The following is a 22,756-nucleotide window of genomic DNA, read 5'->3' as shown; positions in this document are numbered from 1 at the left end:
CTAGCTCAGCGCCTCGGGGTTGGCAATCCTGATCGGCGTTCCGTCCAGCCAGGCCGCGACGGCTTCGACGCTGTCCGAGTAGAAGGCGCCCAGCATTTCGCGGGTGACGTACGCCAGATGGGGGGACAACGTCACATTCGGCAGACGTCGTAACGGATGGTCCGTCGGAGGCGGTTCGACGTCGAAGACGTCGAGTCCGGCTCCGGCGATACGCCCCGTCTGCAGCGCCGCGATCAGCGCAGCCTCGTCGACGATCGGACCCCGCGACGTGTTGATCAAGTACGCGTGGGACTTCATCAGAGCCAGCTCGGGTGCGCCGACCAAACCTCGCGTCCGCTCCGAGAGCACCAAGTGGATGGAGACCACATCGGAGGATTCGAACAAGTCCGCTTTCTCGACGCGGCGCGCACCGGCGGCCGTCGCGGCCTCCTCGGTGAGGTTCTGGCTCCACGCAATGACTTCCATGCCGAACACGCCTCCGTACTGAGCCATTCGCTTGCCGATCCTGCCCAGACCCAGCAGCCCGAGCGTCTTACCGGACAGCGTCACGCCGACGCTGCTCTGCCATCCGCCCTCCCGCATCCGCCGATGCTCCTCGGCCAGGTTGCGCACCGTCGCGATCAGCAGGCCCCAGGCGAACTCGGGAGTGGCGTCGCGGACGGAGGTGAATCGGGGGTGAGCGAAATCCGAATGGGCAACCAGGACACCGGATTCGCTGGCCGCGGCCATGTCCAGGTTCGGCAGGCTCCTGCCCACGATGGTGATCAGCTTCAGGTTCGGCAGCCGCTCGATCAGGGTACGCGGCAGCGCCATCCGTTCGCGCACGGTGCAGATGACGTCGAACGGCTGCAGGAGCTCCCCCGCCTCCGCTTCGGACAGATGCCGGTCGAAGACGGTGATCTCGGCTCGGCTCTGCACCGGCGACCAGTCGGCGAGTTCGAGCGCCATGCCCGCGTAGTCGTCGAGGATCGCCACCCGGGGCATAGATATCAGCCCAGAATTTCCGAAATCGGTGTTGCGGCAGCGATTTTGGCCCGGGCTTTCATGACTTTGCCCGGCAGGCCACCGCCGACCACGCCGACCACTGCCCCGGCACGCTCGTAGTAGGCCAGGAACTTGCGTCCGTCGTCCTCGACCAGATGCACGATGTCGGTGGCTTCCGGCTCCCCCAGGCACTGGATCTTGACATCGTATTGGTCGCTCCAGAAGTACGGTACGACCGTGACCGACGGCACCTCCCGACCAAGCATCGCGGGCACCACCACCCGGGCCTGATCGGCCACGTTGCTCCAATGTTCCACGCGCGCTTGATGTCCCGTCGCATCACGCCAGGAGGCGACGTCACCGAGCGCCCACACGTTGGGCGCACTGGTACGACCGGCCTCGTCGCAGATGACACCGTTGTCGACATCGACGCCGCTGCCTTCCAGCCATTCGGTAGCCGGCCGCGATCCGATACCGACGACAACCAGGTCGGTCGCCAACTCGGTGCCATCGGTGAGCACCACCGTCTCGACGTGGCCGTCACCGCGCACCTCGGCGACGCCGATGCCGGTGCGCACGTCGACGCCCTCGGCACGGTGCAGCCGCGACACCAGTTCGCCGATCTGTTCGCCGAGCACCGAGGCCAACGGTGTCGGCTGTGGCTCCACCAGCACGACGTCGACCCCCAGGCTGCGCAGGCTGGCCGCGACCTCGCAGCCGATGAAGCCGGCACCGATTACCACGGCGTGCTGCGCTTTACCGGCGTGCTCGCGCAGGGCCATGCTCTCGTCGAATGACCGCAGCACCCGAATGCCGTCGAGATCCGGAAACGCCGGTATGCGCCGCGGCACCAACCCGGTCGCGATCACCAGCTCGTCGTAGCGCAGCGACGTTCCGTCGGAAAGCGTCAGGGTCTGTGCTGCGGTGTCCAGGGCGGTGGCGGCCGCGCCGAGCCGCAGCGTGATCTCGTTTTCGTCATAGAACTCGCGTGGCTTGAGCGCTACGTCGTCGACCTCTTTGCGCAGCACTTCCTTGGACAGCGGCGGGCGGTCGTAGGGCAGATGCACCTCGTCGCTGACGATCGTGACGGGCCCGGTGTACTCCGACCGGCGCAATTGCTCGGCCGTACGGGCAGCAGCGAGTCCACCCCCGACGATCACGATTCCGTTATTGCTCACGTGGAGTTCATAGCACGCGGCGCGGTCAGTACTTTAGGGCACCCTTATCAACGGGGATCTGCATGCCGGTCACCGTGCCCGAGCCGTCGCCGGCCAACCAGGCGACGACGTCGGAAACCTCGTCGGCTGCCATGAATCCCTTGTACTGCATCGGCATTGGCGGGAAGCTGTGCACGAAGCGGGGGTGTTTGGCGAAGATTTCCATCATCGCTTCGGGTTCGATCATCGGGGTGTCGATCGAGTAGGGGTGGATGGAGTTGACCCGGATGTCATATTCGCCGAGCTCGATCGCCAGGCTGTTGGTCAGCCCGGTCAGGCCGAACTTACTGGCCGCGTAGTGGCCGTTGCCGGGCGTGGCCTTCAGGCCGGCCGACGAGCTCACCACCACGATGGAACCGCCGTTGCCGGCGTCGATCATCGCCGGAATCGCGGCACGCAGGGTGCGCCAGGTGCCGGTCAGATTGACCCCGATCACGGTGTCCCACTGCTCGTCGGTGAGTTCCCAGACCCGGCCCCAGCCCAGCACGCCGGCGTTGGCCACCACGATGTCGAGCCGGCCGAACTGCTCCACGCCGTCGACCACCAGTTGGCGCACGGTGGCGTCGTCGCGGATGTCGCCGGCGCGGGCCAGTATCTTGCGGCCCTCGGCCTCCACCAACCGGACGGTCTCGTTGAGATCCTCGGGGGTGGCCGGTGCGTACGTCACGGTGTCCGACACCGGCGCGCAGATATCGAGCGCGATGACATCGGCGCCCTCTCGCGCCAGCCGCACCGCGTGCGCGCGCCCTTGCGCACGGGCAGCGCCGGTAACGAACGCCACCCGTCCTTGCAGTGATCCCTCACGTCCCGACACGGCACGCCCCTTTCGCCGGCACCTCGCCGCATCACAGGCTAGCAGCGAAACTGAAACGTGTTCTAACTTGGTTCGAAGACTGGCGGCCTCAGATCTCCGAGATGATCTGGGTCCGGCGCGCGTGGTATTCCTCGTCGGTCAAAGCGCCACTGGCGCGCAGGGTCTCGAGATGTTGGAGTCGCTCGGCGATCGATGGCTGCGGGGGTGTGCCGACCGGTCCGACCCCGGCCGGGGCCCCTTGCGCCGCGGGTGCCTGCTCGGCCGCGCGGAGCACCACCGCTTGGATCTGGTGACGCAGCCCCGGATTTGACCGGATGTCGACCATCCGGTTCAGCGGGACATTGTTGTCCTTGAGGATCCGCAGAATCTCCATCAGCGGCCCGGCTTGCCCGCTCAGGTCATAGGTCCTGTTGTCCTCGGCCACGGTAAACTGAGCGGGCATTAGCCCGTTGACCAAAGCGCTTCGCTCCCAGTCGATTTGGTATTCCCGCGTGGTGGGGTCAACCAGTACCACGAGCTTGCGCGCGGTGAGATTGCCCAACCGGGTGACGTTGGCGATGACCCGGTCTTGACTGTCGAACGCCGCGATCCCCGGCCCGCAGATGTGCAGGTCGACCTTCACCAGCGGCTGGTCGTTGATCCGGGTTCCCGTCTCGGCGAGCCCGGTGATCTGCGCGAGCGCCAGCACCCCGTGCTGCTCCAGCAAGGCCGATTTGGCCGCCGACTTCGCGCCGTAGTTGGTCAGCGCAAGCGCGATGAGTACGTCGGCCACGGTGATCAGCAGCCCGACATAGAACATCCACTGCAGCACGCTGCCCAGGCCGAGGGTGAAGTAGACGACCAGGAAGATCGGCCCGACCAATCCGCCGCACAGCAAAACCACCAATTGGGTCTTCAGATAACGCGCCAACACGTGTCGCTCCTCGCCTCGCCGGGCAGTTTCGTGTCAGATTAGCCCCGTCGGGTGCGCGGTAGGCGCGAACCGCATCCGCGGTCAGCCCGAGGCCGGTCAGCGCGAGGGTGTTTGCTGCGGACCTTTGGGAGTGGCTGTCGGGGGCGGCGTGGCCGGCCTGCTCGACGCTGCCGGTATCGCCGCAGGCAGCATGCTGGCCGACGAGAGCTCCGCGGTTGCCACGTCCACCGGGGCGGTCGAGGCGCTCACCGGGCCGGAGACGTCCGCTGCCGGCGTCTCCGCCGCCGGCGTATAGACCGGCGTTTGCGCGCTCGGCGCCGCGGCCGCGGTGGCCGGGGCCGCCGATCCCGCCGGCGCGGCCGCAGCCACCGTACTGGTCGCCGCCATCGGTGTCACTGTCGCCGCCGCCGGCGCGGCCGCCGGTGCCGCCACGGCCGCCGGTGCCGCAGCACCCGGCTGCACGGCCGCCGCCACCGGCACCCCGGATGCCGCGGCACCCGCCTGTGCCGCAGCCCCGATGACCGGCTGCTGGGTGCTCACGGCATGACTGGCCGCACCGAGCACGGGCTGCGCGCCCGCCTGCAACGGCGCGGCGTTGACGACCTCGGTGTCCGCATATTGCGTCGCGCCACCGCTCATGAGCTGCACAAATTGCTGATGGAACAGGGCCGCCTGATCGCTGATCGCCTGATAGGCCGCGGCGTGTGCGCCGAACAATTGCGAGATGCTCGTCGATACAGCGTCAGCACCGGCGGCCTCAACGGCCGAGGTCACTGCCGACGCTGTCGAGTTGGCGTAGGCGATGGCGGACCCGATTTTGGCCAAGTCTGATGCCGCGGCCGCCACGTACTCCGGCGTCGCATTTACGAACGACATCCGAACCTCCCGGCCAGGCCGCGACGGTCAAACTCCGCAACCGTCAATTTCAGACTGGACATCGTCAGATCTTACCGGAAATTGGCTGACCAGGTGTGCAGCTTTATGCGGGGCCGAAATACAACGGGCCCGGACCGCCCAATCGGCAGTCCGGGCCCGTTGCTTTAGAGCTAGTTGATGATCTTGACGACCCGGCCGGCGCCGACGGTACGGCCACCCTCGCGGATCGCGAACCGCAGACCGTCATCCATGGCGACGGGCTGGATCAGCTTCACCGAGATGTTGGTGTTGTCACCGGGCATCACCATTTCGGTGCCCTCCGGCAACGTCACCACACCGGTCACGTCGGTGGTGCGGAAGTAGAACTGCGGACGGTAGTTGTTGAAGAACGGCGTGTGCCGGCCGCCCTCGTCCTTGGACAGGATGTAGACGCTGCCCTCGAACTCGGTGTGCGGCGTGGTGGTGCCGGGCTTGACCACGACCTGGCCGCGCTCGACGTCCTCACGCTTGATACCACGCAGCAGCAGCCCGACGTTGTCGCCGGCCTGGCCCTGGTCCAGCAGTTTGCGGAACATCTCCACACCGGTGACCGTGGTCTTGGTGCTGGTCGGCTTGATGCCGACGATCTCGACTTCCTCGTTCACGTTGATCACACCGCGCTCGACACGACCGGTGACCACCGTGCCGCGACCCGTGATCGTGAAGACGTCCTCCACGGGCATCAGGAACGGCTTGTCGGTCTCACGAACCGGGTCCGGGATCGACTCGTCGACGGCGTCCATCAACTCCTCGACGGACTTGACCCAGTCCGCGTCGCCCTCGAGCGCCTTGAGCGCCGAGACCCGGATCACCGGAGCCTCCTCGTCGAACTCCTGGGCGGCCAGCAGCTCGCGCACCTCGAGCTCGACGAGCTCGAGCAGCTCCTCGTCGTCGACCATGTCGGCCTTGTTCAGGGCGACCAGGATGTAGGGCACCCCGACCTGACGGGCCAGCAGCACGTGCTCACGGGTCTGCGGCATCGGTCCGTCGGTGGCGGCAACCACCAGGATCGCGCCGTCCATCTGGGCCGCACCGGTGATCATGTTCTTGATGTAGTCGGCGTGACCCGGAGCGTCCACGTGGGCGTAGTGACGCTTCTCGGTCTGGTACTCCACGTGAGAGATGTTGATCGTGATACCGCGCTGACGCTCCTCGGGCGCGTTGTCGATCTGGTCGAAGGCGCGCGACTCGTTCAGGTTCGGGTACTTGTCATGCAGAACTTTGGTGATCGCCGCGGTCAGCGTGGTCTTGCCGTGGTCAACGTGACCAATGGTCCCGATGTTGACGTGCGGCTTCGTCCGCTCGAACTTCGCCTTCGCCACTTCTGTGTCCTCCTGGACTAATTGGTGCTTTTGAAAAGCAGTGTTGATGTTGTTGTAAGTGCCGCGGTGGTAACCGGGCCAGGTTACTCCGAGCTGATGTTCACTCGCCCGTCGCCTTGGCGATGATCTCCTTCGAGACGTTCGCCGGGACTTCGGCATACGAGTCGAACACCATGGAGTAGTTCGCCCGGCCTTGAGTCTTGGACCGCAGGTCGCCGACGTAGCCGAACATCTCCGACAGCGGCACGTGCGCCCGAACGACGCGCGCACCAGCCCGCTCCTCCATGGCCTGGATCTGGCCACGGCGGGAGTTCAGGTCGCCGATCACGTCACCCATGTAGTCCTCGGGTGTGGTCACTTCGACCGCCATGATCGGCTCGAGGATCACCGGCTGGGCTTGCTGCGCAGCCTTTTTCAGCACCTGTGAACCCGCGATCTTGAACGCCATTTCCGAGGAGTCAACCTCGTGGTAGGCACCGTCGAGCAAGGTGACCTTCAGGTTCACCAGCGGGTAGCCGGCCAAGACGCCGTACTGCATCGCGTCCTGGGCGCCGGCGTCCACCGACGGGATGTACTCGCGAGGGATGCGCCCACCGGTGACCTTGTTCTCGAACTCGTAGGTGGCGCCGTCCTCGCCGTGGAACGGCTCGAGGCTGATCAACACCTTGGCGAACTGGCCGGAACCGCCGGTCTGCTTCTTGTGGGTGAACTCGACCTTCTCGACTGTCCGCTTGATGGTCTCCTTGTAGGCGACCTGCGGCTTGCCGACGTTGGCCTCGACCTTGAACTCGCGGCGCATGCGGTCCACCAGGATGTCCAGGTGCAGCTCGCCCATGCCGCCGATGACCGTCTGTCCGGTCTCCGCGTCTTGGTGGACCTTGAAGGTGGGGTCCTCTTCGGCGAGCTTCTGGATCGACAGCGACAGCTTCTCCTGGTCGCTCTTGGTCTTGGGCTCGATCGCCACTTCGATGACCGGGTCGGGGAAGGTCATCGACTCCAGCACGATCTGCTGGTTCGGGTCGCTCAGGGTGTCACCGGTGGTGGTGTCCTTGAGCCCGATCACCGCATAGATGTGCCCCGCCGAGGCGGTCTCCACCGGATTCTCCTTGTTGGAGTGCATCTGGAACAGCTTGCCCAGCCGCTCCTTCTTGCCCTTGGTCGCGTTGATGACCTGGCTGCCGGAGTCGACCTTGCCCGAGTACACCCGGACGTAGGTCAGCTTGCCGAAGAACGGGTGCGTGGCGACTTTGAACGCCAGCGCGGAGAACGGTTCGTCGGTCGACGGCTTGCGGACGATCTCTTCGTCCTCCTTGCCCGGCGGGTGGCCGACGGCCGGTGGCACGTCCAGCGGCGAGGGCAGGTAGTCGATGACCGCGTCCAGCATCGGCTGCACGCCCTTGTTCTTGAACGCGCTGCCGCACAGCACCGGGTACGCCTCGGAACTGATGGTCAGCTTGCGGATCGCGCCCTTGATCTCGGCGACAGTGAGCTCTTCGCCACCGAAATACTTCTCCAGCAGCGCCTCGTCCGTCTCGGCGACGGCCTCGAGCAGCTTGGTGCGGTATTCGTCGGCCTTCTCCTGCAATTCGGCAGGAATGTCGATGGTTTCGTAGGTCTCGCCGAGCTTGGTCTCGCCCCGCCATACCTTGGCCTTCATCTCGACCAGGTCGACGATGCCTTCGAAGTCGCCCTCGGATCCGACCGGGAGCTGGATCGGGATGACGTTGGCGCCCAGCCGCTCTTCCATCGTGCGGACGGAGAAGTAGAAGTCGGCGCCGATCTTGTCCATCTTGTTGACGAAGCAGATTCGCGGCACGTCGTACTTGTCGGCCTGCCGCCACACCTGCTCGGACTGCGGCTCGACGCCCTCCTTGCCGTCGAACACAGCAACGGCGCCGTCGAGCACGCGCAGACTGCGCTCTACCTCGACGGTGAAGTCGACGTGCCCGGGGGTGTCGATGATGTTGATCTGGTTGTCATTCCAGAAGCAAGTGGTGGCCGCGGAGGTGATGGTGATCCCGCGCTCCTGCTCCTGCTCCATCCAGTCCATGGTGGCGGCGCCGTCGTGGACCTCACCGATCTTGTAGCTGATACCGGTGTAGTAGAGGATGCGCTCCGTCGTCGTCGTCTTGCCAGCGTCGATGTGCGCCATGATGCCGATGTTGCGGACCTTGGTCAGGTCGGTCAGCACGTCCTTCTGTGCCACAGAAGTTTTCCCACTCTTTCGATTGCGTAGTTAGTTCGCTTCGGTTTGCGCCCCGGCCACTCTGCCGATCGGCGCCGATTCCGGCTCCTACCAGCGATAGTGCGCAAAGGCGCGGTTGGCCTCGGCCATCTTGTGGGTGTCCTCACGCCGTTTGACGGAAGCCCCGAGGCCATTGCTGGCGTCCAGGATCTCGTTCGCCAGCCGCTCGATCATCGTCTTCTCCCGGCGCTGCCGGGAGAAGCTGACCAGCCAGCGCAGCGCCAGCGTGGTGGACCGGTCCGGACGCACCTCGACGGGCACCTGGTAGGTCGCACCACCAACACGGCGGCTGCGCACCTCCAGGGCGGGCTTGACGTTGTCGAGAGCACGCTTGAGCGTGATGACCGGATCCGTGCCGGTCTTGTCACGAGCCTGCTCGAGCGCACCATAAACAATGCGCTCAGCGACCGATTTCTTCCCTTGCAGCAGAACCTTGTTCACCAGCTGGGTCACCAGCTGCGATCCGTAGACCGGGTCGTTGACCAGCGGACGCTTCGGCGCGGGCCCCTTGCGCGGCATTAGCTCTTCTCCTTCTTGGCGCCGTAACGGCTGCGAGCCTGCTTGCGGTTCTTGACACCCTGGGTGTCGAGCGAGCCGCGGATGATCTTGTAGCGCACACCGGGCAGGTCCTTCACACGACCACCACGCACCAGGACCATCGAGTGCTCCTGCAGGTTGTGGCCTTCGCCCGGGATGTAGGCGGTGACCTCGACCTGGCTCGTCAGCTTCACGCGCGCGACTTTCCGAAGAGCCGAGTTCGGCTTCTTCGGAGTGGTGGTGTACACGCGAGTGCATACGCCACGGCGCTGCGGGCTGCCCTTCAGGGCCGCGGTCTTGACCTTGGCGATCTTGTCGCGGCGACCCTTGCGGACCAGCTGCTGAATGGTTGGCATCTACCGGCTTTCTGTGTTCGACGTCTTCTTGCTGCTTTTAAGTCTCTGTACTGCAGTTATGCCCCGCCGCATTACCCCGCGGCCGGGTGTGTCGCACGCGCTCAGCACCGGATTCATCCGATGCGTGGTGGACATGCGAATTCGCCCGGCATTCACTTCCTTACGTCAGGCGCCGTAAGCCGCCAGGCACGAGCTACCACAATACCCGCCGCTGGTCTGGCAGGTCAAAGCGGCGGTTCGGCTCAACCGCTCACCCGAGCGCACGCGCCTGCCGGCCCGCTATTTCGGCGGGGTGCCGCCCGCTGGGTTGCGCGTGTCCAAGCCGGTGGCCAGGCGCAACACCATCTCGGCGAACAGCGCATCGGTGTCGATGTCGTCCATGACACCAGTCATTTCCAGCAGGACGAAGCCGTGCAGCGCAGACCAGAATTCGAGCGCGGCGAAAAAAGCGGCTTCGCCGTCGAGACCATAGGAGTAAAGCACCGAGATCACCGGCGCGGCCGCAGCCCGAGTAGCCGCGGTGTACTCCGGGTCGTCGCCGCCCAGTGGCATCCGAGTGAACGCCGAGTACCGCCCGGGGTGGTGATGGGCGTAACTACGGTAGGCGCCGGCCATGACCAGCACCGCGTCGTCGCGGGCGCGCCCCTCGCCGACCCGGTTCAGCATCGTGATGATGTCGTCGATAACCCGGATCCGCACCGCGCGACGCAGGTCTTCCAGGCTGTCCACGTGGTTGTAGAGGGACGGACCCTTGGTGCCCAACTGCATCGCCAGCGCGTTGATCGTCAGCGAGTCCCAGCCCTCCCGATCCAAGAACGTCAGTGCGCCATCGACGATCCCGTCGCGGCTCAGCTTGGCCGGCCGGGACGGGGATCTGCCGGCACGTGGGCGCCCACCGGCCGACGGCTGTTCCGGATGAACTGCCATGGCGATCGCCCTTCGATTGCGGTAGATAGATGAAGCTCAACTAATGACTCTAGTTGACGGAGTCGCCAATCTACTCGCGGCGGATCCGGGGCGGCCATGGTCGACCACGACGAAAGATATTTGCCATCGTGAAGGCAAATGCACGTAGGCTCAGCCCAGCAGATACCCGCCACAGACATACCCAGCGAAGGGGGCCGCGGTGCACTGGAGAACCGTCGCCGGGTCGCTTGCAACCTGTGTTGTCACGATCGCAGTCACTCCCGCCGCGCCGTCGCCGGCCGCGCACGCCAAGAACGGCGACACCCACGTCATCGGGGAGGGCATTCAGCAGACGTTGGACTGCAACGACGCGACCCTGGTCGTCAACGGCACCAGGAATTACGTCAACGCGCTGGGCAACTGCTGGGCGGTGACGGTGATGGGCTCAGGCAACACGATCATCGCGGATTCGGTTACCCACGACATCACGGTGTACGGCTATGACGAGACCGTCTTTTTTCACAATGGCGCGCCGGTCCTCTGGGACCGCGGCCGCGAACTGGGAATGGTCAATCGGCTGCAACAGGTGCCCGCCTGAGACGCAGTCTCCGCACTGAGGAGGGGAATATGCGCGTCCACATCACTGAAAGTGCCTGCGGGTTCGCGGTACTCGCCGTGGCGCCGGTCGTCGCGGCCGTCGTGTTGGCCGGCTGCAGTTCGACCGCCAATCCACCCGGGGGCCCGAGCACGACGACGAAGAGCAGCGCACCCACGACGACGAGTGGCGCGGCCGCTCCGACGACGGGGACGAGCGGCGAAAGCACCACCGCATCCGTCGAGATCGGGAACACGCTGAACTACGGGTCGATGGGGACGACGGCGACGCTCGACTGCGCCAGCGGCAAATCGCTGAATGTCGCCGGCTCCAACAACACGCTGACCGTCACCGGCAGCTGCGCGACGGTGAGCATCGGCGGAGCCAACAACAAGATCACGATCGACAAGGTCGATACCCGCATCACGGTGCTGGGGCTCGACAACACCATCACCTACAAAGACGGCGAGCCGAAGGTGGACAACCTTGGCTCGGGCAACACCATCAACAAGGCGAGCTGACCCGGCTAGCCTGCGGGCGCACCGTGGCGGCCGGCGCCTGCGGCGAACCGCCCCGCCCCTTCATTGGCCTCGACCGCAACTTTGGCGATGCTGGCGAATTCGGCGTCGATTGCCTCCGCTTCCGCCAACCCCCATTGATGTAGCGCCGAAAGCCGGTCCGATCGCAGGCACTGCTGAGGCAGGGCGGCCAATTCAGCGGCCAACTCCTCGGCGGCCTGTCGTGCCTGACCTTGGGGGACAACGCGATTGGCCAGCCCGATCGCGAGCGCTTCGTCGGCTTTGACAGCACGACCGGTGAGGATCATGTCCATCGCCCGGCTGTGCCCGATCAGGCGCGGCAGCCGCACGGTGCCGCCGTCGATCAGCGGCACTCCCCAGCGGCGGCAGAACACACCGAACACGGCGTCCTCCTCGGCCACCCGCAGATCGCACCAAATGGCCAGCTCCAGACCGCCGGCGACGGCGTAGCCGCTCACCGCGGCAATCACGGGCTTGGACAACATCATTCGCGACGGGCCCATCGGGCCCGGGCCGGTCCGGTGCACCGCGTTGGCCTCCGGCGTGCCGAATGCCTTCAAATCGGCTCCCGCGCAGAAGGTTCCGCCGTCGCCCCACAGCACAGCCACCGACGCGGAATCGTCGCGGTCGAATTCGTCGAACGCCGCGTAGAGCGCGGCGGCCGTCGGGCCGTTCACGGCGTTGCGCGCGCCCGGCCGATCGAGGATCACGGTGGTCACCGGGCCCTTGCGCTCCACTCGCACCGGGTCGCTCATTTCGCCTCCAGAAGTTGAGTTGTATCGCGGCGCTGCAGCAGTTCGGTCGCGAAGTCGTGATAGACACCGCGCAGCCGCGCCCCCGGCCAATCCTCGGGCAGCAGTTCGGCGGGCAGCATCGGATCGGTGAGCAGGTGGCGCACTATCGCCGCGGCCACCACAAACCGGCCGGGAATGTCGCAGGCTTCCGCCATTTCGTCGAGCAACCGCTGACCGGCCGTCGCCCACGCGGGCAGATCCCACAACTCGGCGGCCAACTGCTCGGGTGCGTCGTCGCGCGCCTTGAGCACCCGCACCCGGTCGGCAACGTCGGGCTCCAAGTCGACGTCGAGGTTGTCGGGCCGCATCCAAACACCTTCGCGCAGTTCGCCGAAACGCTTGCGGTACATGCCGGCTCGTTGCGCGGCCCGGGTGCGGGCATCGGTGCCCACACTGGTGACGATCACGACATGCCAGTTTCCGCGCCAGGCCCGGGTCCGCGGCCGCATCGCCTCATCCTGGCGGCCCTGGCGGGCCAGCAGCCGATCGGACAGCCGGTAGCCGTCGGCGGACCGGATCAGGTCGCCGGCACTGACCATGCGGGTCAACGCCACCCGCAGCGTCGTCTCCTTGATTCCGAAATCGGCTGTCAGTCTGATCAATTCGCTCGCCGTTGCCCAGGCCGGATGCGCGCCGAGCAACACGCTCAGCACCACGGACCGCGCCGTCATGTTCGGCATGGCTACACCTGGGAGGCGCGGCGGCCGTAGTCGCCGAACGGCTCGTCGCGATGCCGTACCGCTTCGCGGAAGCCGTGTTCGATTGAGTCGGCGACGAAATCGTGCCCTTCTTGCGTGTGCCGGGCGACACCGTCGAACACCGTGCTGACCATCCGGCTGGTGGCCACACCCTGTTGCAGCAAAGCAGAATTCAGCGCAAGTTTGACCATGATCAGCTGATTGACCGGAACCGCGGCGATCCGCTGTACCAGTCGCTCGGTGCGCTCGTCGAGGTCTTTCGGGTCCGGCGCCTCGACGGCCAGCCCCCATTCGGCGGCCTGCGCACCGGTGATCGAATCACCGGTGAACAGCAGACGTTTGGCGCGCTGGTCACCGAGCCGGTGAGCCCAGAGGCCCGCCGCCGGGACGCCCCACACCCGCGTGGGCGGGTAGCCGATTTTGGCGTCCGCGGCGGCGATCACCTGGTCGGCGTGCAGCGCGATGTCGGTGCCACCGGCGACGCAGTAGCCGTGGATCTTGACCACCGTCGGTTTGTCGGCGTGCATCAGGCTGGAGAAGCCGCGCACGAATCGGCTCATCATCTGATAGTCGATCATCGGGTCCCACGGGCGGTCCGGCATATGGTTGACGCCCTGGGTCTTACCGTCCAGGACGGTACCCGCATACGCGCCTTTGAGACCCGCGTCGCCGGCCGAGCCGGTGCGGTCGGCATAGGCGGACAAATCGAATCCCGCACAAAAGCCTTCGCCGCGGCCGGATACCAGAATGACGTGCACGTTCGGATCGAGATCGGCCCGCTCCACCAACGCCGAGAGCTCCAGCGGGGTGTCCGCGACGATCGCGTTCCCCTTGTCCGGCCGGTTGAAGGTGATCCGCGCAACCCGGTCGGTGACCTCGTAGGTCATCGTCTTCAAATTGTCGAAATCGACCGGCCTGATCGCATGAGTCATGTTGTGACTCAGCCCTTTACCAGAGCTCGCTCCAGGATAGGCGCTAGATCCAGCCCGGTCGGCATGGTGCCGAACGCGCCGCCCCACTGACCGCCCAGCCGGCTCGCCAAGAATGCCTCGGCGACGGCGGGATGGCCGTGCCGCACCAGCAGCGAACCCTGCAGTGCCAGGCAGATGTCCTCGGCGACCTTGCGGGCGCGGTACTGGATGGTCTCGAAGTCGCTCAGGTCTTGACGCAGCCGCTCGACGTGGCTGCCCAGTCGCGGATCCTGGCGGGTGCTCTCGTCCAACTCGGCGAAGAGCACCTCGACGCATTCCGGGCGAGTTGCCATGGCGCGCAAGGTGTCCAGCGCGCTGACGTTGCCGGAGCCTTCCCAGATGCCCATCAACGGGGCTTCGCGGTACAGGCGCGGCATCCCGGACTCCTCGACATAGCCGTTGCCACCCAGGCATTCCAGCGCTTCGGCGGCGTGCGGGGTGGAGCGCTTGCACACCCAGTACTTACTGGCCGCAAGGCCGATCCGGCGCAACAGCGTTTCTTTTTCGTCGCCGCGCAACGCACTGTCGGTAGCACCGGCCATCCGCATCGCGACGATCGTGGCGGCCTCGGCCTCGACGGCCAGGTCGGCCAGCACGTTGCGCATCAGCGGCTGGTCAATCAGGTAGGCGCCGAACGCTTTCCGGTGTTGGGCATGGTGGATGGCCCGGGTCAGGCCGGTGCGCATGCTGGTGGCTGAGCCCAGGGTGCAGTCCAGCCGGGTGAGGTTGACCATCTCGATGATGGTCGGCACTCCGCGGCCCTCCTCGCCCACCAGCCAGGCGATGGCGCCGTCGTATTCCACCTCGCTCGAGGCGTTGGCGTGATTACCGAGCTTGTCCTTCAGGCGCTGCAGGAACATCCGGTTGCGCGTGCCGTCGGGCAGGATGCGCGGCAGCAGGAAACACGACAGCCCACCCGGCGCCTGCGCGAGGACCAGGAAGATGTCGCACATCGGCGCGGAGGTAAACCATTTGTGACCGGTCAGGCTGTAGGTGCCGTCGCCGGTGGGGGTCGCCTGCGTGGTGCCGGCGCGTACGTCTGAGCCGCCCTGCTTCTCGGTCATCGACATGCCCGCGGTGATGCCGGGCTTGGCGGTGGCCAGCTTCAGCTCCGGGTCATACTCGCGACTGGTCAGCAGCGGCTCGTAAACGGCAGCCAACTCTGGGTTATAGCGCAACGCCGGGACGACCGCGTAGGTCATCGAGATCGGGCACACGTGGCCGGGCTCGACGTTCCACGCCGAGGTCTTGGCGGCCCGGACGACATGGGCGCCCGGGCGTTCGTCGGCCCACGGCGCGGCGTGCATGCCGTGCGCGATCGCCGCGCGCATCAACTCGTGGTAGGCCGGGTCGTACTCGACCTCGTCGACACGGTGCCCGGTGCGGTCGTGGGTGTGCAGGATCGGCTGATTGCGGTCGGCGAGCTCACCCCAGCGCTGGGCCTCCCGGCTGGCCGACAGCGCTCCGACCGCGTTCACCTCATCCAGGCCCCACTGCCCGCCCTCGCGGATCAGGGCCTCGACCAGCATCGGCGATGTTGCGGGGTTGTAGTCCTCCAGCGGAGGAACCTGGTTGGTGACGACATGCGTGTCTGACATGCCACTCATATTACAGTTTTCCAACAACCGCACAAGAGGTGTAATACCCCTGTCGATGGCCGTCAGCCGCTGGTGTTCTCGCGCAGGAAGGCGATGTCGTCCTTGCGGCCCTCGTCGGCGGTTTCGCAGATCACCGGCGCGCCGGCGGCTTTGACCGCGGCGACCAGCAGGTCGGGATCGATCTGGCCGGTGCCCAGATTGGCGTGGCGGTCGCGGCCCGACCCCGCCGCATCCTTGGAGTCGTTGCAGTGCACCAGATCGATCCGGCCGGTGATGGCCTTGATCCGATCGACGGCATGGATCAGCGCCTCACCGGCCGCCCAGGTGTGGCAGGTGTCGAGGCAGAACCCAATTCCGCTGTCGCCGATGACATCCCACAGCCTGGCGATGGTGTCGAAGTGGCGGGCCATCGCGTGGTCGCCGCCCGCGGTGTTTTCCAGGTACACCGGAACGTGGGATTCCAGCTGATCGAGCGCCTTGCGCCAACGCTGAAAACCCTCATCGAGGTCGTTGTCGTCGGCGACGTGGCCACCGTGCACGATGACCGCCGCCGCACCGATGTCGGCTGCCGCCTCGCAGGTCTGCTGCAGAATTTTGCGCGACGGGATCCGTACCCGGTTGTTCGCCGAGGCGACATTGATCAGGTAGGGCGCGTGCACGTAGATCGGCAGCACCGCGGCCTTCAGCACGGCGGCGTCCTCGCGGGGCTTGGGCGCCTTCCAACTCTGCGGGTTGCCGAGGAATATCTGTACCACGTCAGCACCCTCGGCTTCCGCAGCGGCCAGCGGGTCTCGCGGACTGACATGTGAACCGATCAGCACGCTGGCCAGTCTAGTAAGTCCCGCCGACGCAAGTGCCACCGCCGGACCGCACGGCCCGAACGTGAAATCGTCTGCGCAAACACGGATGCTCGACGGATTCAGCGGTGTCCCCTGGCTGAAGAGCCACGGCACTACAGCCGATTCCACGCCTCCCCGAGCACCCCGCGTAGAACCTGCTCGATCTGATCGAACTCCTTTTGACCGCTGATCAATGGGGGCGCCAGTTGCACGACTGGATCGCCCCGATCGTCGGCGCGACAATAAAGACCCGCCTCCATCAGCGCCTCGGACACGAATCCGCGCAAGATCCGTTCGCACTCCAGGGTGGAAAAGGTCTCCTTTGTCGATTTGTCTTTAACCAACTCGACACCATAGAAGAACCCCTCGCCGCGCACGTCACCGACGATCGGGAGATCAAGCAACTTCTCCAGAGTGGCACGAAAGGCGGGTGCGGCCTCCTTAACATGGTCGTTGAGTCTTTCCCGCTCCATGATGTCCAAATTGGCTAGCGCCACCGCACACGAAACCGGATGGCCCCCAAACGTGTAGCCGTGCGTGAATGTCGTTTTGCCATCGTTGAATGGCTCAAAGAGCTTGCCACTAGCGATCATCGCGCCCAGCGGAGAGTAACCGGAGGTCAGCCCCTTGGCACAGGTGATGATGTCGGGGACGTAGCCAAATTCGTTGCACGCGAAGGTCGATCCAAGTCGACCGAACGCGCAGATCACTTCATCGGAGACAAGCAAAACGTCGTATTCGTCGCAGACTTCGCGCACTCGATCGAAATAGCCTGGCGGCGGGGGGAAGCAGCCGCCGGCGTTTTGCACCGGCTCCAGGAAAACCGCCGCCACCGAGTCGGGTCCCTCAAACTCGATCGCCTCAGCAATGCGGTTCGCGGCCCATTGCCCGAACCCCTTGAGGTCGTCTTGATATGGCGCGGGCGCACGGTAGAAGTTGGTGTTCGGGACACGCACGGCGCCGGGGGTCATGGGTTCGAACGGCGCCTTGAACGCCGGCACACCGGTGATGGCCAACGCACCGTGTGTGGTGCCGTGATAAGCAACGGATCGCGAAAGCACTTTGTATTTCCCGGGTTTGCCGGTCACCTTGTAATACTGTTTGGCTAGCTTCCAAGCCGCTTCGACGGCTTCGCCACCGCCGGTGGTGAAGAACACGCGATTGCCTTCACCCGGGGCGCGGTTGGCGAGTCGTTCGGCAAGCTCGACAGCGGTCGGCGTCGCGTACGACCACAGTGGGAAGTAGGCAAGTGTCTGCGCTTGCGCGGCGGCCGCTGCAGCGAGCTCGTCGCGGCCGTAACCGACCTGCACAACGAACAATCCCGACAGGCCGTCGAGGTAGCTCCTACCCTGATCGTCCCAGATCGTGACGCCTTCGCCGCGGGTGATCACGCGCGGGGTGATGCCCTGGCCGTGCCGGGCGAAGTGTCCCCATAGCCGACTGTCGGTGGCTGTCGAGCGGGTCGTCATCGGGCCCCCCAGTTGTATTGCTGCTTAATGAGTTTCAAGTAGACGAAGGTTTCGGTTGAAATAACGCCGGGCAGTGACCGAATCCTGTCGTTAAGCAGGTCGAGCAATTGCTCATCGTCTTTGCAAACGAGTTCGACAATGATGTCGAACGACCCCGCGGTCAGCACCACGTAATCGATTTCGGGCAGCTCCGCAAGGCGTTCGGCAAGCTCACGGGTGTTCCCCGCGCAACGGATGCCAATCATGGCTTGACGGGCGCAGCCGAGCTGCATTGGGTCCGTGACCGCAACGATTTGCATCACGCCGGTGTCGGTCAGTCGTTGAATTCGCTGGCGAACTGCGGCCTCGGACAATCCCACTATCTTGCCGATCGCCGCATACGAGCACCTGCCGTCCTTCTGCAGAACCTCGATGATCTGTCGAGAGAGCTCGTCAAGCTGGAGCGGTGCACCTTGGTTCGAACGCTCGCGTGCGCGAGGAGTTTGCGGCGCAGGGTCGGAAGCCGCAGCGCTAGAGGTCACAACTACATTTGTACGGAATCCATCGCGGTAATGCAATATCACTAAGGAAAACCTATGATATTCGCAGATATGATGCGCTATCCGTGGACGGAGGCAGTGAGTTCGGCTATGTTGGCCCGATGACAACGACCGAATCGCTGGCCGGAACTTGGATCAAGGGCGCCGCCGAGTTCACCCGCGGTCGCGCGCACGCGGTGGTCAATCCAGCCAACCTGGAAACGGTTGCGGAGTTAACGCTCGCAACACCCGCTGGCGTCGATCGAGCCGTAGCCACCGCTCGCCAGGCGCTGCCCGGATGGTCTACCGCGACACCAGCAGAACGCTGCACCGTGTTGACCGAGCTCGCGGCATTGACTGAGCAGCACGCCTGCGAACTGGTCGCAGACGAGGTGCGCCAGACCGGCAAGCCAGTGCGGTTGGCTGAGCAATTCGACATTCCGGGCAGTGTCGACAACATCGCGTTCTTCGCCGGTGCAGCCCGGCATCTGCAAGGACAAGCGACGGCCGAGTACTCTGCCGACCACACCTCGAGCATCCGGCGCGAGGCAGTCGGCGTAGTAGCCACCATTACGCCGTGGAACTACCCGCTGCAGATGGCGGTGTGGAAGACGATGCCTGCCCTGGCCGCCGGATGCACCGTCGTCATCAAGCCCAGTGAGCTCACCCCGCTCACCACCCTGACCCTGGCGCGGCTGGCGACCGAAGCGGGGCTGCCCGACGGCGTCCTCAACGTCGTCACCGGCTATGGCGCCGATGTAGGGACCGCACTGGCCAGCCATTCCGGAGTAGACATGGTGACCTTCACCGGCTCGACGGCGGTGGGCCGCAAGGTGATGGCTGCGGCCGCCGTCCACGGTAACCGCACCCAGCTCGAGCTCGGCGGCAAGGCCCCATTTGTGGTGTTCGACGATGCTGACATCGATGCCGCGGTTCAAGGCGCAGTGGCCGGTTCGCTGATCAACTCGGGACAGGATTGCACCGCGGCAACGCGCGCGATCGTGGCTCGCAACCTCTACGAAGACTTCGTCTCGGGAGTGGCAGAGGTGATGGCGAAGGTCGTGGTCGGCGATCCTTGCGACCCGGAAACCGATATCGGCCCACTGATTTCAGTCGCGCATCGCGACAAGGTAGCGGACATCGTCGCCAGAGCACCCGGTGAAGGTGCCCGCGTGGTGACCGGTGGCAAGGCATTGGACTCGGCCGGCGCGTTCTACCTTCCGACGCTGCTTGCCGATGTCGACGAACGCTCGGAGGCCTATCGAAGCGAGATCTTCGGACCTGTACTCACCGTCCGCCCACACGATGGCGAAGACGACGCGCTACGTCAGGCCAACGACACCGACTACGGCCTTGCCGCCTCCGCATGGACGCGCGACATCTACCGCGCACAGCGGGCTTCGCGCGCAATCAAGGCGGGCTGCGTCTGGATCAACGACCACATCCCGATCGTCAGCGAGATGCCGCACGGCGGCGTCGGTGCATCCGGATACGGCAAGGATATGTCCGACTATTCCTTCGAGGAATACCTGAGCATCAAACACGTAATGAGCGATATCACCGGAGTCGCCGAAAAGCCCTGGCATCGAACAATATTCACCCATACCAAGTAATACGGACGGCCGTTATCTTCCAACGAAAATCGACGCCCTTCAGCGCGCAGACCGAAACTGGAGAAACTGCTCGATGCGAATTCTATTGGTAGGAGCCGGCGGTGTGGGAGCAGCATTCTGTTCGGTTGCCTTGCGCCGCAACTTTTTCGACCATGTGGTGGTCTGCGACTACCAGCAGGTAAAAGCCCACCGAGTCGCTGCACTGACGGCAGATTCCAGGTTTACCGCGGATCACCTAGATGCTGGATCTGCCGCCGCCGTAGCCGCCGCAGTGCGACGTCACCGGATCACTCACGTGGTGAACGCGATTGACCCGCGGTTCGTGATGCCCATCTTCACCGGAGCCCTGGCTGCCGGGGCGGACTATCTGGACATGGCCATGAGCTTGTCGCGCCGACATCCCGAACAACCCTACCGGCTAACTGGAGTGAAACTCGGCGACCAGCAATTCGCTACCGATGAGCAATGGCGTGCGGCGGGTCGCCTAGCCCTGGTGGGCATGGGAGTAGAACCGGGCCTTTCGGACGTGTTCGCCCGATACGCCGCCGATCACCTCTTCACCGACATCGACGAGCTTGGCACCCGCGACGGTGCAAACCTCACCGTGGACGGACACGGCTTCGCTCCATCGTTTTCGATTTGGACCACCATCGAGGAATGCCTCAACCCACCCGTCATCTGGGAGCGCGATCGCGGCTGGTTCGTTACCGAACCATTCAGTGAGATAGAGGATTTCGATTTCCCCGAAGGTATCGGCCCGGTGGAATGCGTCAATGTGGAGCACGAGGAAGTTCTGCTGATGCCTCGCTGGATCGAGGCCAAGCGCGTTACCTTCAAGTACGGTCTTGGCACCGAATTCATTGACGTGCTTAAGACATTGAACAACCTCGGCTTGGACCGTACCGATAAGATCACGATCGGCGAAGCCCAAATTAGCCCTCGCGACGTGGTTGCGGCCTGCCTACCCGAACCGGCCACCCTGGGACCGAAGATGCGCGGTAAGACATGCGCAGGAGTGTGGATAACCGGAACTGGCAAAGACGGCAACCCACGGTCAACCTACCTGTATCACGTCGTCGACAACCAGTGGTCGATGGCCGAGTACGGGCATCAATGCGTCGTATGGCAGACCGCGATCAATCCTGTTGTGGCACTTGAGCTCTTAGCCACCGAGACATGGCAAGGCTCGGGCGTGCTCGGCCCCGAAGCATTCGACTCAGTGCCCTTCTTAGAGTTACTCAAAGCCTACGGATCACCGTGGGGCATACAAGAGCTACCCGTACGGAATTGAACCTCGGATAGCCCAGCTCGGTCGCGGGTACCTGACTCCGGCGAGCCGGTTCACGGCAGAGGAGACTCAATGAGCAGCGGCAAGAGCACGAGTATCACTGTGCCGAGCAAAGGTCTGAAAAAAGGCGCGATGGGGCTGCTCTCCAGCGTCGTCATCGGCACCGCCTCCGCCGCGCCCGCCTACAGCCTGGCGGCGACGTTGGGGCTCATCGTGGCACGCCGTGGCGAATTGCTTTGTGGCGTGAAAACGCCTGCGATCGTTTTGATCTCGTTTATCCCAATGTTCATGATCGCGGTCGCTTACCAAGAGCTCAACAACGCCGAGCCCGACTGCGGCACCACGTTCACCTGGGCGTCGCGCGTATTCGGGCCGGTCACCGGCTGGCTCGGGGGGTGGAGCATTATCGCCTCCGACGTGATCGTAATGGCCAACCTGGCGCAAATCGCCGGCACCTATTCGTTCACGTTTATGGGGGACCTCGTCGGCTGGCGGCCGGTGGCAGATCTGGCCCACAGCACGCTGTGGTCCACGGTCGCTGGCGTGGCGTGGATCGCGGCAATGACATATATCTGCTACCGCGGAATCGAGGTATCAGCCCGCCTGCAGTGTTTTATGCTATCGATCGAACTCGTTGTGCTGGCTGCGCTTTCGATCGTGGCCCTAATTAAGGTGTACACCAATCATGCCGCATCGGGCTCGCTGCGACCGTCGCTGTCGTGGTTGTGGGTCGACGGATTGAGCTTCAGCTCTGATATCGCCCCGGCGGTGCTCATCGCAATCTTCATCTACTGGGGTTTTGACACCGCCGTAGCGTGCAACGAGGAAACCGCCGATCCCAGTCGCACGCCGGGGCGCGCCGCGGTGCTGTCTACCTTGCTGCTCTTGTCGACCTACGCCTTGGTCACGGTGTCGAGCATTGCATTCGCCGGGGTAGACACGGAAGGTATTGGCCTGGGCAACGAACACAACTCTGCGGACGTGTTCGCCGCGATTGGCCCGACGTTGTTCGGTGACGGCTTCTTCGGCAAGGTCGCATTATTGCTGCTGTCTGCCTCGATCTTGACGTCGGCATCGGCCTCGACGCAGACGACAATCCTGCCCACCGCACGGACAACGCTGTCGATGGCGGCACGTAAGGCCCTACCCGACGTGTTCGCCAGGATCCATCCTCGATTCCTCACCCCGACCGTTTCGACTATCGTGATGGGAACCGCATCGGCCCTCTTTTATGTGTTGTTCACGCTGATCAGCGATAGTTTGCTCAGTGCCGTCATCGGTTCTGTCGGGTTGGTGATCGCGATCTACTACGCGCTCACCGGCTACGCCTGTGTCTGGTATTACCGCAAAGTTCTCACCAGATCACTACGCGACTTCGTGATGCGCGGCGTATTGCCCTCGCTGGGCGGGGTGCTCCTAACGATCGTCTTCGTCTTCGGCCTGGTCCAATACGCCAGGGCCGATTGGCTTGTCGAAGACGGCCACAACGTCACGATTTTCGGGATCGGCGCAGTGGCCGTAGTCGGCATCGGCTCAATAGCACTCGGAGTGGTCATGATGTGCATCTGGTGGGCGGTCTCCCCCGGCTTCTTCCGAAATCGAAAGTCTGCAGTCTGAGGCCCTCT

21 protein-coding genes and 1 pseudogene are annotated in these 22,756 nt (G+C 64.6%); 5 read left to right on the top strand and 17 right to left on the bottom strand.

Annotated elements, in window-relative coordinates; translation table 11 throughout:
- The 10 genes from OK015_RS06360 to OK015_RS06315 all read right to left on the bottom strand — a co-directional run bounded on the left by OK015_RS06360 (position 1) and on the right by OK015_RS06315 (position 10,230).
- On the bottom strand, positions 1-984 hold the full coding sequence (locus OK015_RS06360; protein ID WP_268130052.1) for a D-2-hydroxyacid dehydrogenase family protein: 984 nt from the start codon (positions 982-984) through the stop codon (positions 1-3).
- Between the two features lie 5 nt (positions 985-989).
- A complete protein-coding gene (locus tag OK015_RS06355; RefSeq protein WP_268130050.1) occupies positions 990-2,162 on the bottom strand; it encodes an FAD-dependent oxidoreductase in 1,173 nt (390 codons plus the stop codon).
- A 25-nt stretch (positions 2,163-2,187) separates the two neighbouring features.
- Positions 2,188-3,015 (bottom strand): mycofactocin-coupled SDR family oxidoreductase, encoded by an 828-nt coding sequence (locus OK015_RS06350; protein ID WP_268130048.1) that lies wholly within the window; start codon positions 3,013-3,015, stop codon positions 2,188-2,190.
- 88 nt (positions 3,016-3,103) lie between these two features.
- On the bottom strand, positions 3,104-3,928 hold the full coding sequence (locus tag OK015_RS06345) for an SHOCT domain-containing protein (RefSeq protein ID WP_268130046.1): 825 nt from the start codon (positions 3,926-3,928) through the stop codon (positions 3,104-3,106).
- A gap of 96 nt (positions 3,929-4,024) precedes the next feature.
- Complete coding sequence (locus OK015_RS06340; protein WP_268130044.1) at positions 4,025-4,804, bottom strand: PE family protein; 780 nt, start codon at positions 4,802-4,804, stop codon at positions 4,025-4,027.
- Positions 4,805-4,974: 170 nt separating this feature from the next.
- A complete protein-coding gene (tuf, locus tag OK015_RS06335; protein ID WP_163790664.1) occupies positions 4,975-6,165 on the bottom strand; it encodes an elongation factor Tu in 1,191 nt (396 codons plus the stop codon).
- 100 nt (positions 6,166-6,265) lie between these two features.
- Positions 6,266-8,371: an elongation factor G gene (gene fusA / locus OK015_RS06330; RefSeq protein ID WP_268130042.1), complete on the bottom strand. Its 2,106-nt coding sequence runs from the start codon at positions 8,369-8,371 to the stop codon at positions 6,266-6,268.
- A gap of 87 nt (positions 8,372-8,458) precedes the next feature.
- The gene (gene rpsG / locus OK015_RS06325) at positions 8,459-8,929 is read right to left on the bottom strand and encodes a 30S ribosomal protein S7 (RefSeq protein ID WP_025738357.1); all 471 of its coding nucleotides are present in this window, start codon (positions 8,927-8,929) and stop codon (positions 8,459-8,461) included.
- Positions 8,929-9,303, bottom strand: a complete 375-nt coding sequence (gene rpsL, locus OK015_RS06320; RefSeq protein WP_007167812.1) for a 30S ribosomal protein S12 — start codon at positions 9,301-9,303, stop codon at positions 8,929-8,931. Before rpsL ends, rpsG begins: the two co-directional genes overlap by 1 nt.
- A 279-nt stretch (positions 9,304-9,582) precedes the next feature.
- Positions 9,583-10,230: a TetR/AcrR family transcriptional regulator gene (locus tag OK015_RS06315; RefSeq protein WP_268130040.1), complete on the bottom strand. Its 648-nt coding sequence runs from the start codon at positions 10,228-10,230 to the stop codon at positions 9,583-9,585.
- A gap of 199 nt (positions 10,231-10,429) precedes the next feature.
- Here OK015_RS06315 and OK015_RS06310 point away from each other — a divergent pair, with 199 nt between their 5' ends.
- Positions 10,430-10,807, top strand: a complete 378-nt coding sequence (locus OK015_RS06310) for a DUF3060 domain-containing protein (protein WP_268130038.1) — start codon at positions 10,430-10,432, stop codon at positions 10,805-10,807.
- A gap of 29 nt (positions 10,808-10,836) precedes the next feature.
- On the top strand, positions 10,837-11,325 hold the full coding sequence (locus OK015_RS06305) for a DUF3060 domain-containing protein (RefSeq protein WP_268130036.1): 489 nt from the start codon (positions 10,837-10,839) through the stop codon (positions 11,323-11,325).
- A 5-nt stretch (positions 11,326-11,330) separates the two neighbouring features.
- Here the strand turns inward: OK015_RS06305 and OK015_RS06300 are convergent, their stop codons facing one another.
- From OK015_RS06300 to OK015_RS06270, 7 genes are all read right to left on the bottom strand, one after another.
- The gene (locus OK015_RS06300) at positions 11,331-12,098 is read right to left on the bottom strand and encodes a crotonase/enoyl-CoA hydratase family protein (protein WP_268130035.1); all 768 of its coding nucleotides are present in this window, start codon (positions 12,096-12,098) and stop codon (positions 11,331-11,333) included.
- Complete coding sequence (locus OK015_RS06295) at positions 12,095-12,817, bottom strand: PaaX family transcriptional regulator C-terminal domain-containing protein (RefSeq protein WP_268130033.1); 723 nt, start codon at positions 12,815-12,817, stop codon at positions 12,095-12,097. The genes OK015_RS06300 and OK015_RS06295 overlap by 4 nt, the downstream gene beginning before the upstream one ends.
- 2 nt (positions 12,818-12,819) lie before the next feature.
- Positions 12,820-13,767: a crotonase/enoyl-CoA hydratase family protein gene (locus tag OK015_RS06290; RefSeq protein ID WP_268130031.1), complete on the bottom strand. Its 948-nt coding sequence runs from the start codon at positions 13,765-13,767 to the stop codon at positions 12,820-12,822.
- A gap of 8 nt (positions 13,768-13,775) precedes the next feature.
- On the bottom strand, positions 13,776-15,404 hold the full coding sequence (locus OK015_RS06285) for an acyl-CoA dehydrogenase family protein (RefSeq protein WP_268130030.1): 1,629 nt from the start codon (positions 15,402-15,404) through the stop codon (positions 13,776-13,778).
- A 62-nt stretch (positions 15,405-15,466) separates the two neighbouring features.
- Positions 15,467-16,225, bottom strand: a complete 759-nt coding sequence (locus tag OK015_RS06280) for a deoxyribonuclease IV (protein ID WP_268130029.1) — start codon at positions 16,223-16,225, stop codon at positions 15,467-15,469.
- A 131-nt stretch (positions 16,226-16,356) separates the two neighbouring features.
- Positions 16,357-17,712 (bottom strand): aspartate aminotransferase family protein, encoded by a 1,356-nt coding sequence (locus OK015_RS06275; protein ID WP_268130027.1) that lies wholly within the window; start codon positions 17,710-17,712, stop codon positions 16,357-16,359.
- Positions 17,709-18,233 (bottom strand): Lrp/AsnC family transcriptional regulator, encoded by a 525-nt coding sequence (locus OK015_RS06270; protein ID WP_442791213.1) that lies wholly within the window; start codon positions 18,231-18,233, stop codon positions 17,709-17,711. Before OK015_RS06270 ends, OK015_RS06275 begins: the two co-directional genes overlap by 4 nt.
- A 119-nt stretch (positions 18,234-18,352) precedes the next feature.
- Here OK015_RS06270 and OK015_RS06265 point away from each other — a divergent pair, with 119 nt between their 5' ends.
- From OK015_RS06265 to OK015_RS06255, 3 genes and pseudogenes are all read left to right on the top strand, one after another.
- A complete protein-coding gene (locus OK015_RS06265; RefSeq protein WP_268130026.1) occupies positions 18,353-19,843 on the top strand; it encodes a gamma-aminobutyraldehyde dehydrogenase in 1,491 nt (496 codons plus the stop codon).
- A gap of 73 nt (positions 19,844-19,916) precedes the next feature.
- Positions 19,917-21,134, top strand: coding sequence for a saccharopine dehydrogenase family protein (locus tag OK015_RS06260; protein WP_268130025.1), 1,218 nt, complete (start codon positions 19,917-19,919; stop codon positions 21,132-21,134).
- Between the two features lie 69 nt (positions 21,135-21,203).
- Positions 21,204-22,733 (top strand): annotated as a pseudogene (locus OK015_RS06255) (APC family permease); the annotation flags it as partial.
- Between the last annotated feature and the right edge of the window lie 23 nt (positions 22,734-22,756).

The organism is Mycobacterium sp. Aquia_216 (genome assembly GCF_026723865.1).
In the GTDB taxonomy this organism is placed as follows: Bacteria; Actinomycetota; Actinomycetes; order Mycobacteriales; family Mycobacteriaceae; genus Mycobacterium.
This window is presented reverse-complemented; position numbering and strand designations above follow the sequence as displayed.

Bases quoted from the DNA above. Each gene is read 5' to 3' on its own strand.
- OK015_RS06360 (WP_268130052.1), bottom strand. From the start codon at position 984: ATGCCCCGGGTGGCGATCCTCGACGACTACGCGGGCATGGCGCTCGAA.
- OK015_RS06340 (WP_268130044.1), bottom strand. From the start codon at position 4,804: ATGTCGTTCGTAAATGCGACGCCGGAGTACGTGGCGGCCGCGGCATCA.
- rpsG (WP_025738357.1), bottom strand. From the start codon at position 8,929: ATGCCGCGCAAGGGGCCCGCGCCGAAGCGTCCGCTGGTCAACGACCCG.
- rpsL (WP_007167812.1), bottom strand. From the start codon at position 9,303: ATGCCAACCATTCAGCAGCTGGTCCGCAAGGGTCGCCGCGACAAGATC.
- OK015_RS06315 (WP_268130040.1), bottom strand. From the start codon at position 10,230: ATGGCAGTTCATCCGGAACAGCCGTCGGCCGGTGGGCGCCCACGTGCC.
- OK015_RS06305 (WP_268130036.1), top strand. From the start codon at position 10,837: ATGCGCGTCCACATCACTGAAAGTGCCTGCGGGTTCGCGGTACTCGCC.
- OK015_RS06300 (WP_268130035.1), bottom strand. From the start codon at position 12,098: ATGAGCGACCCGGTGCGAGTGGAGCGCAAGGGCCCGGTGACCACCGTG.
- OK015_RS06295 (WP_268130033.1), bottom strand. From the start codon at position 12,817: ATGCCGAACATGACGGCGCGGTCCGTGGTGCTGAGCGTGTTGCTCGGC.
- OK015_RS06290 (WP_268130031.1), bottom strand. From the start codon at position 13,767: ATGACTCATGCGATCAGGCCGGTCGATTTCGACAATTTGAAGACGATG.
- OK015_RS06285 (WP_268130030.1), bottom strand. From the start codon at position 15,404: ATGTCAGACACGCATGTCGTCACCAACCAGGTTCCTCCGCTGGAGGAC.
- OK015_RS06275 (WP_268130027.1), bottom strand. From the start codon at position 17,712: ATGACGACCCGCTCGACAGCCACCGACAGTCGGCTATGGGGACACTTC.
- OK015_RS06265 (WP_268130026.1), top strand. From the start codon at position 18,353: ATGACAACGACCGAATCGCTGGCCGGAACTTGGATCAAGGGCGCCGCC.
- OK015_RS06260 (WP_268130025.1), top strand. From the start codon at position 19,917: ATGCGAATTCTATTGGTAGGAGCCGGCGGTGTGGGAGCAGCATTCTGT.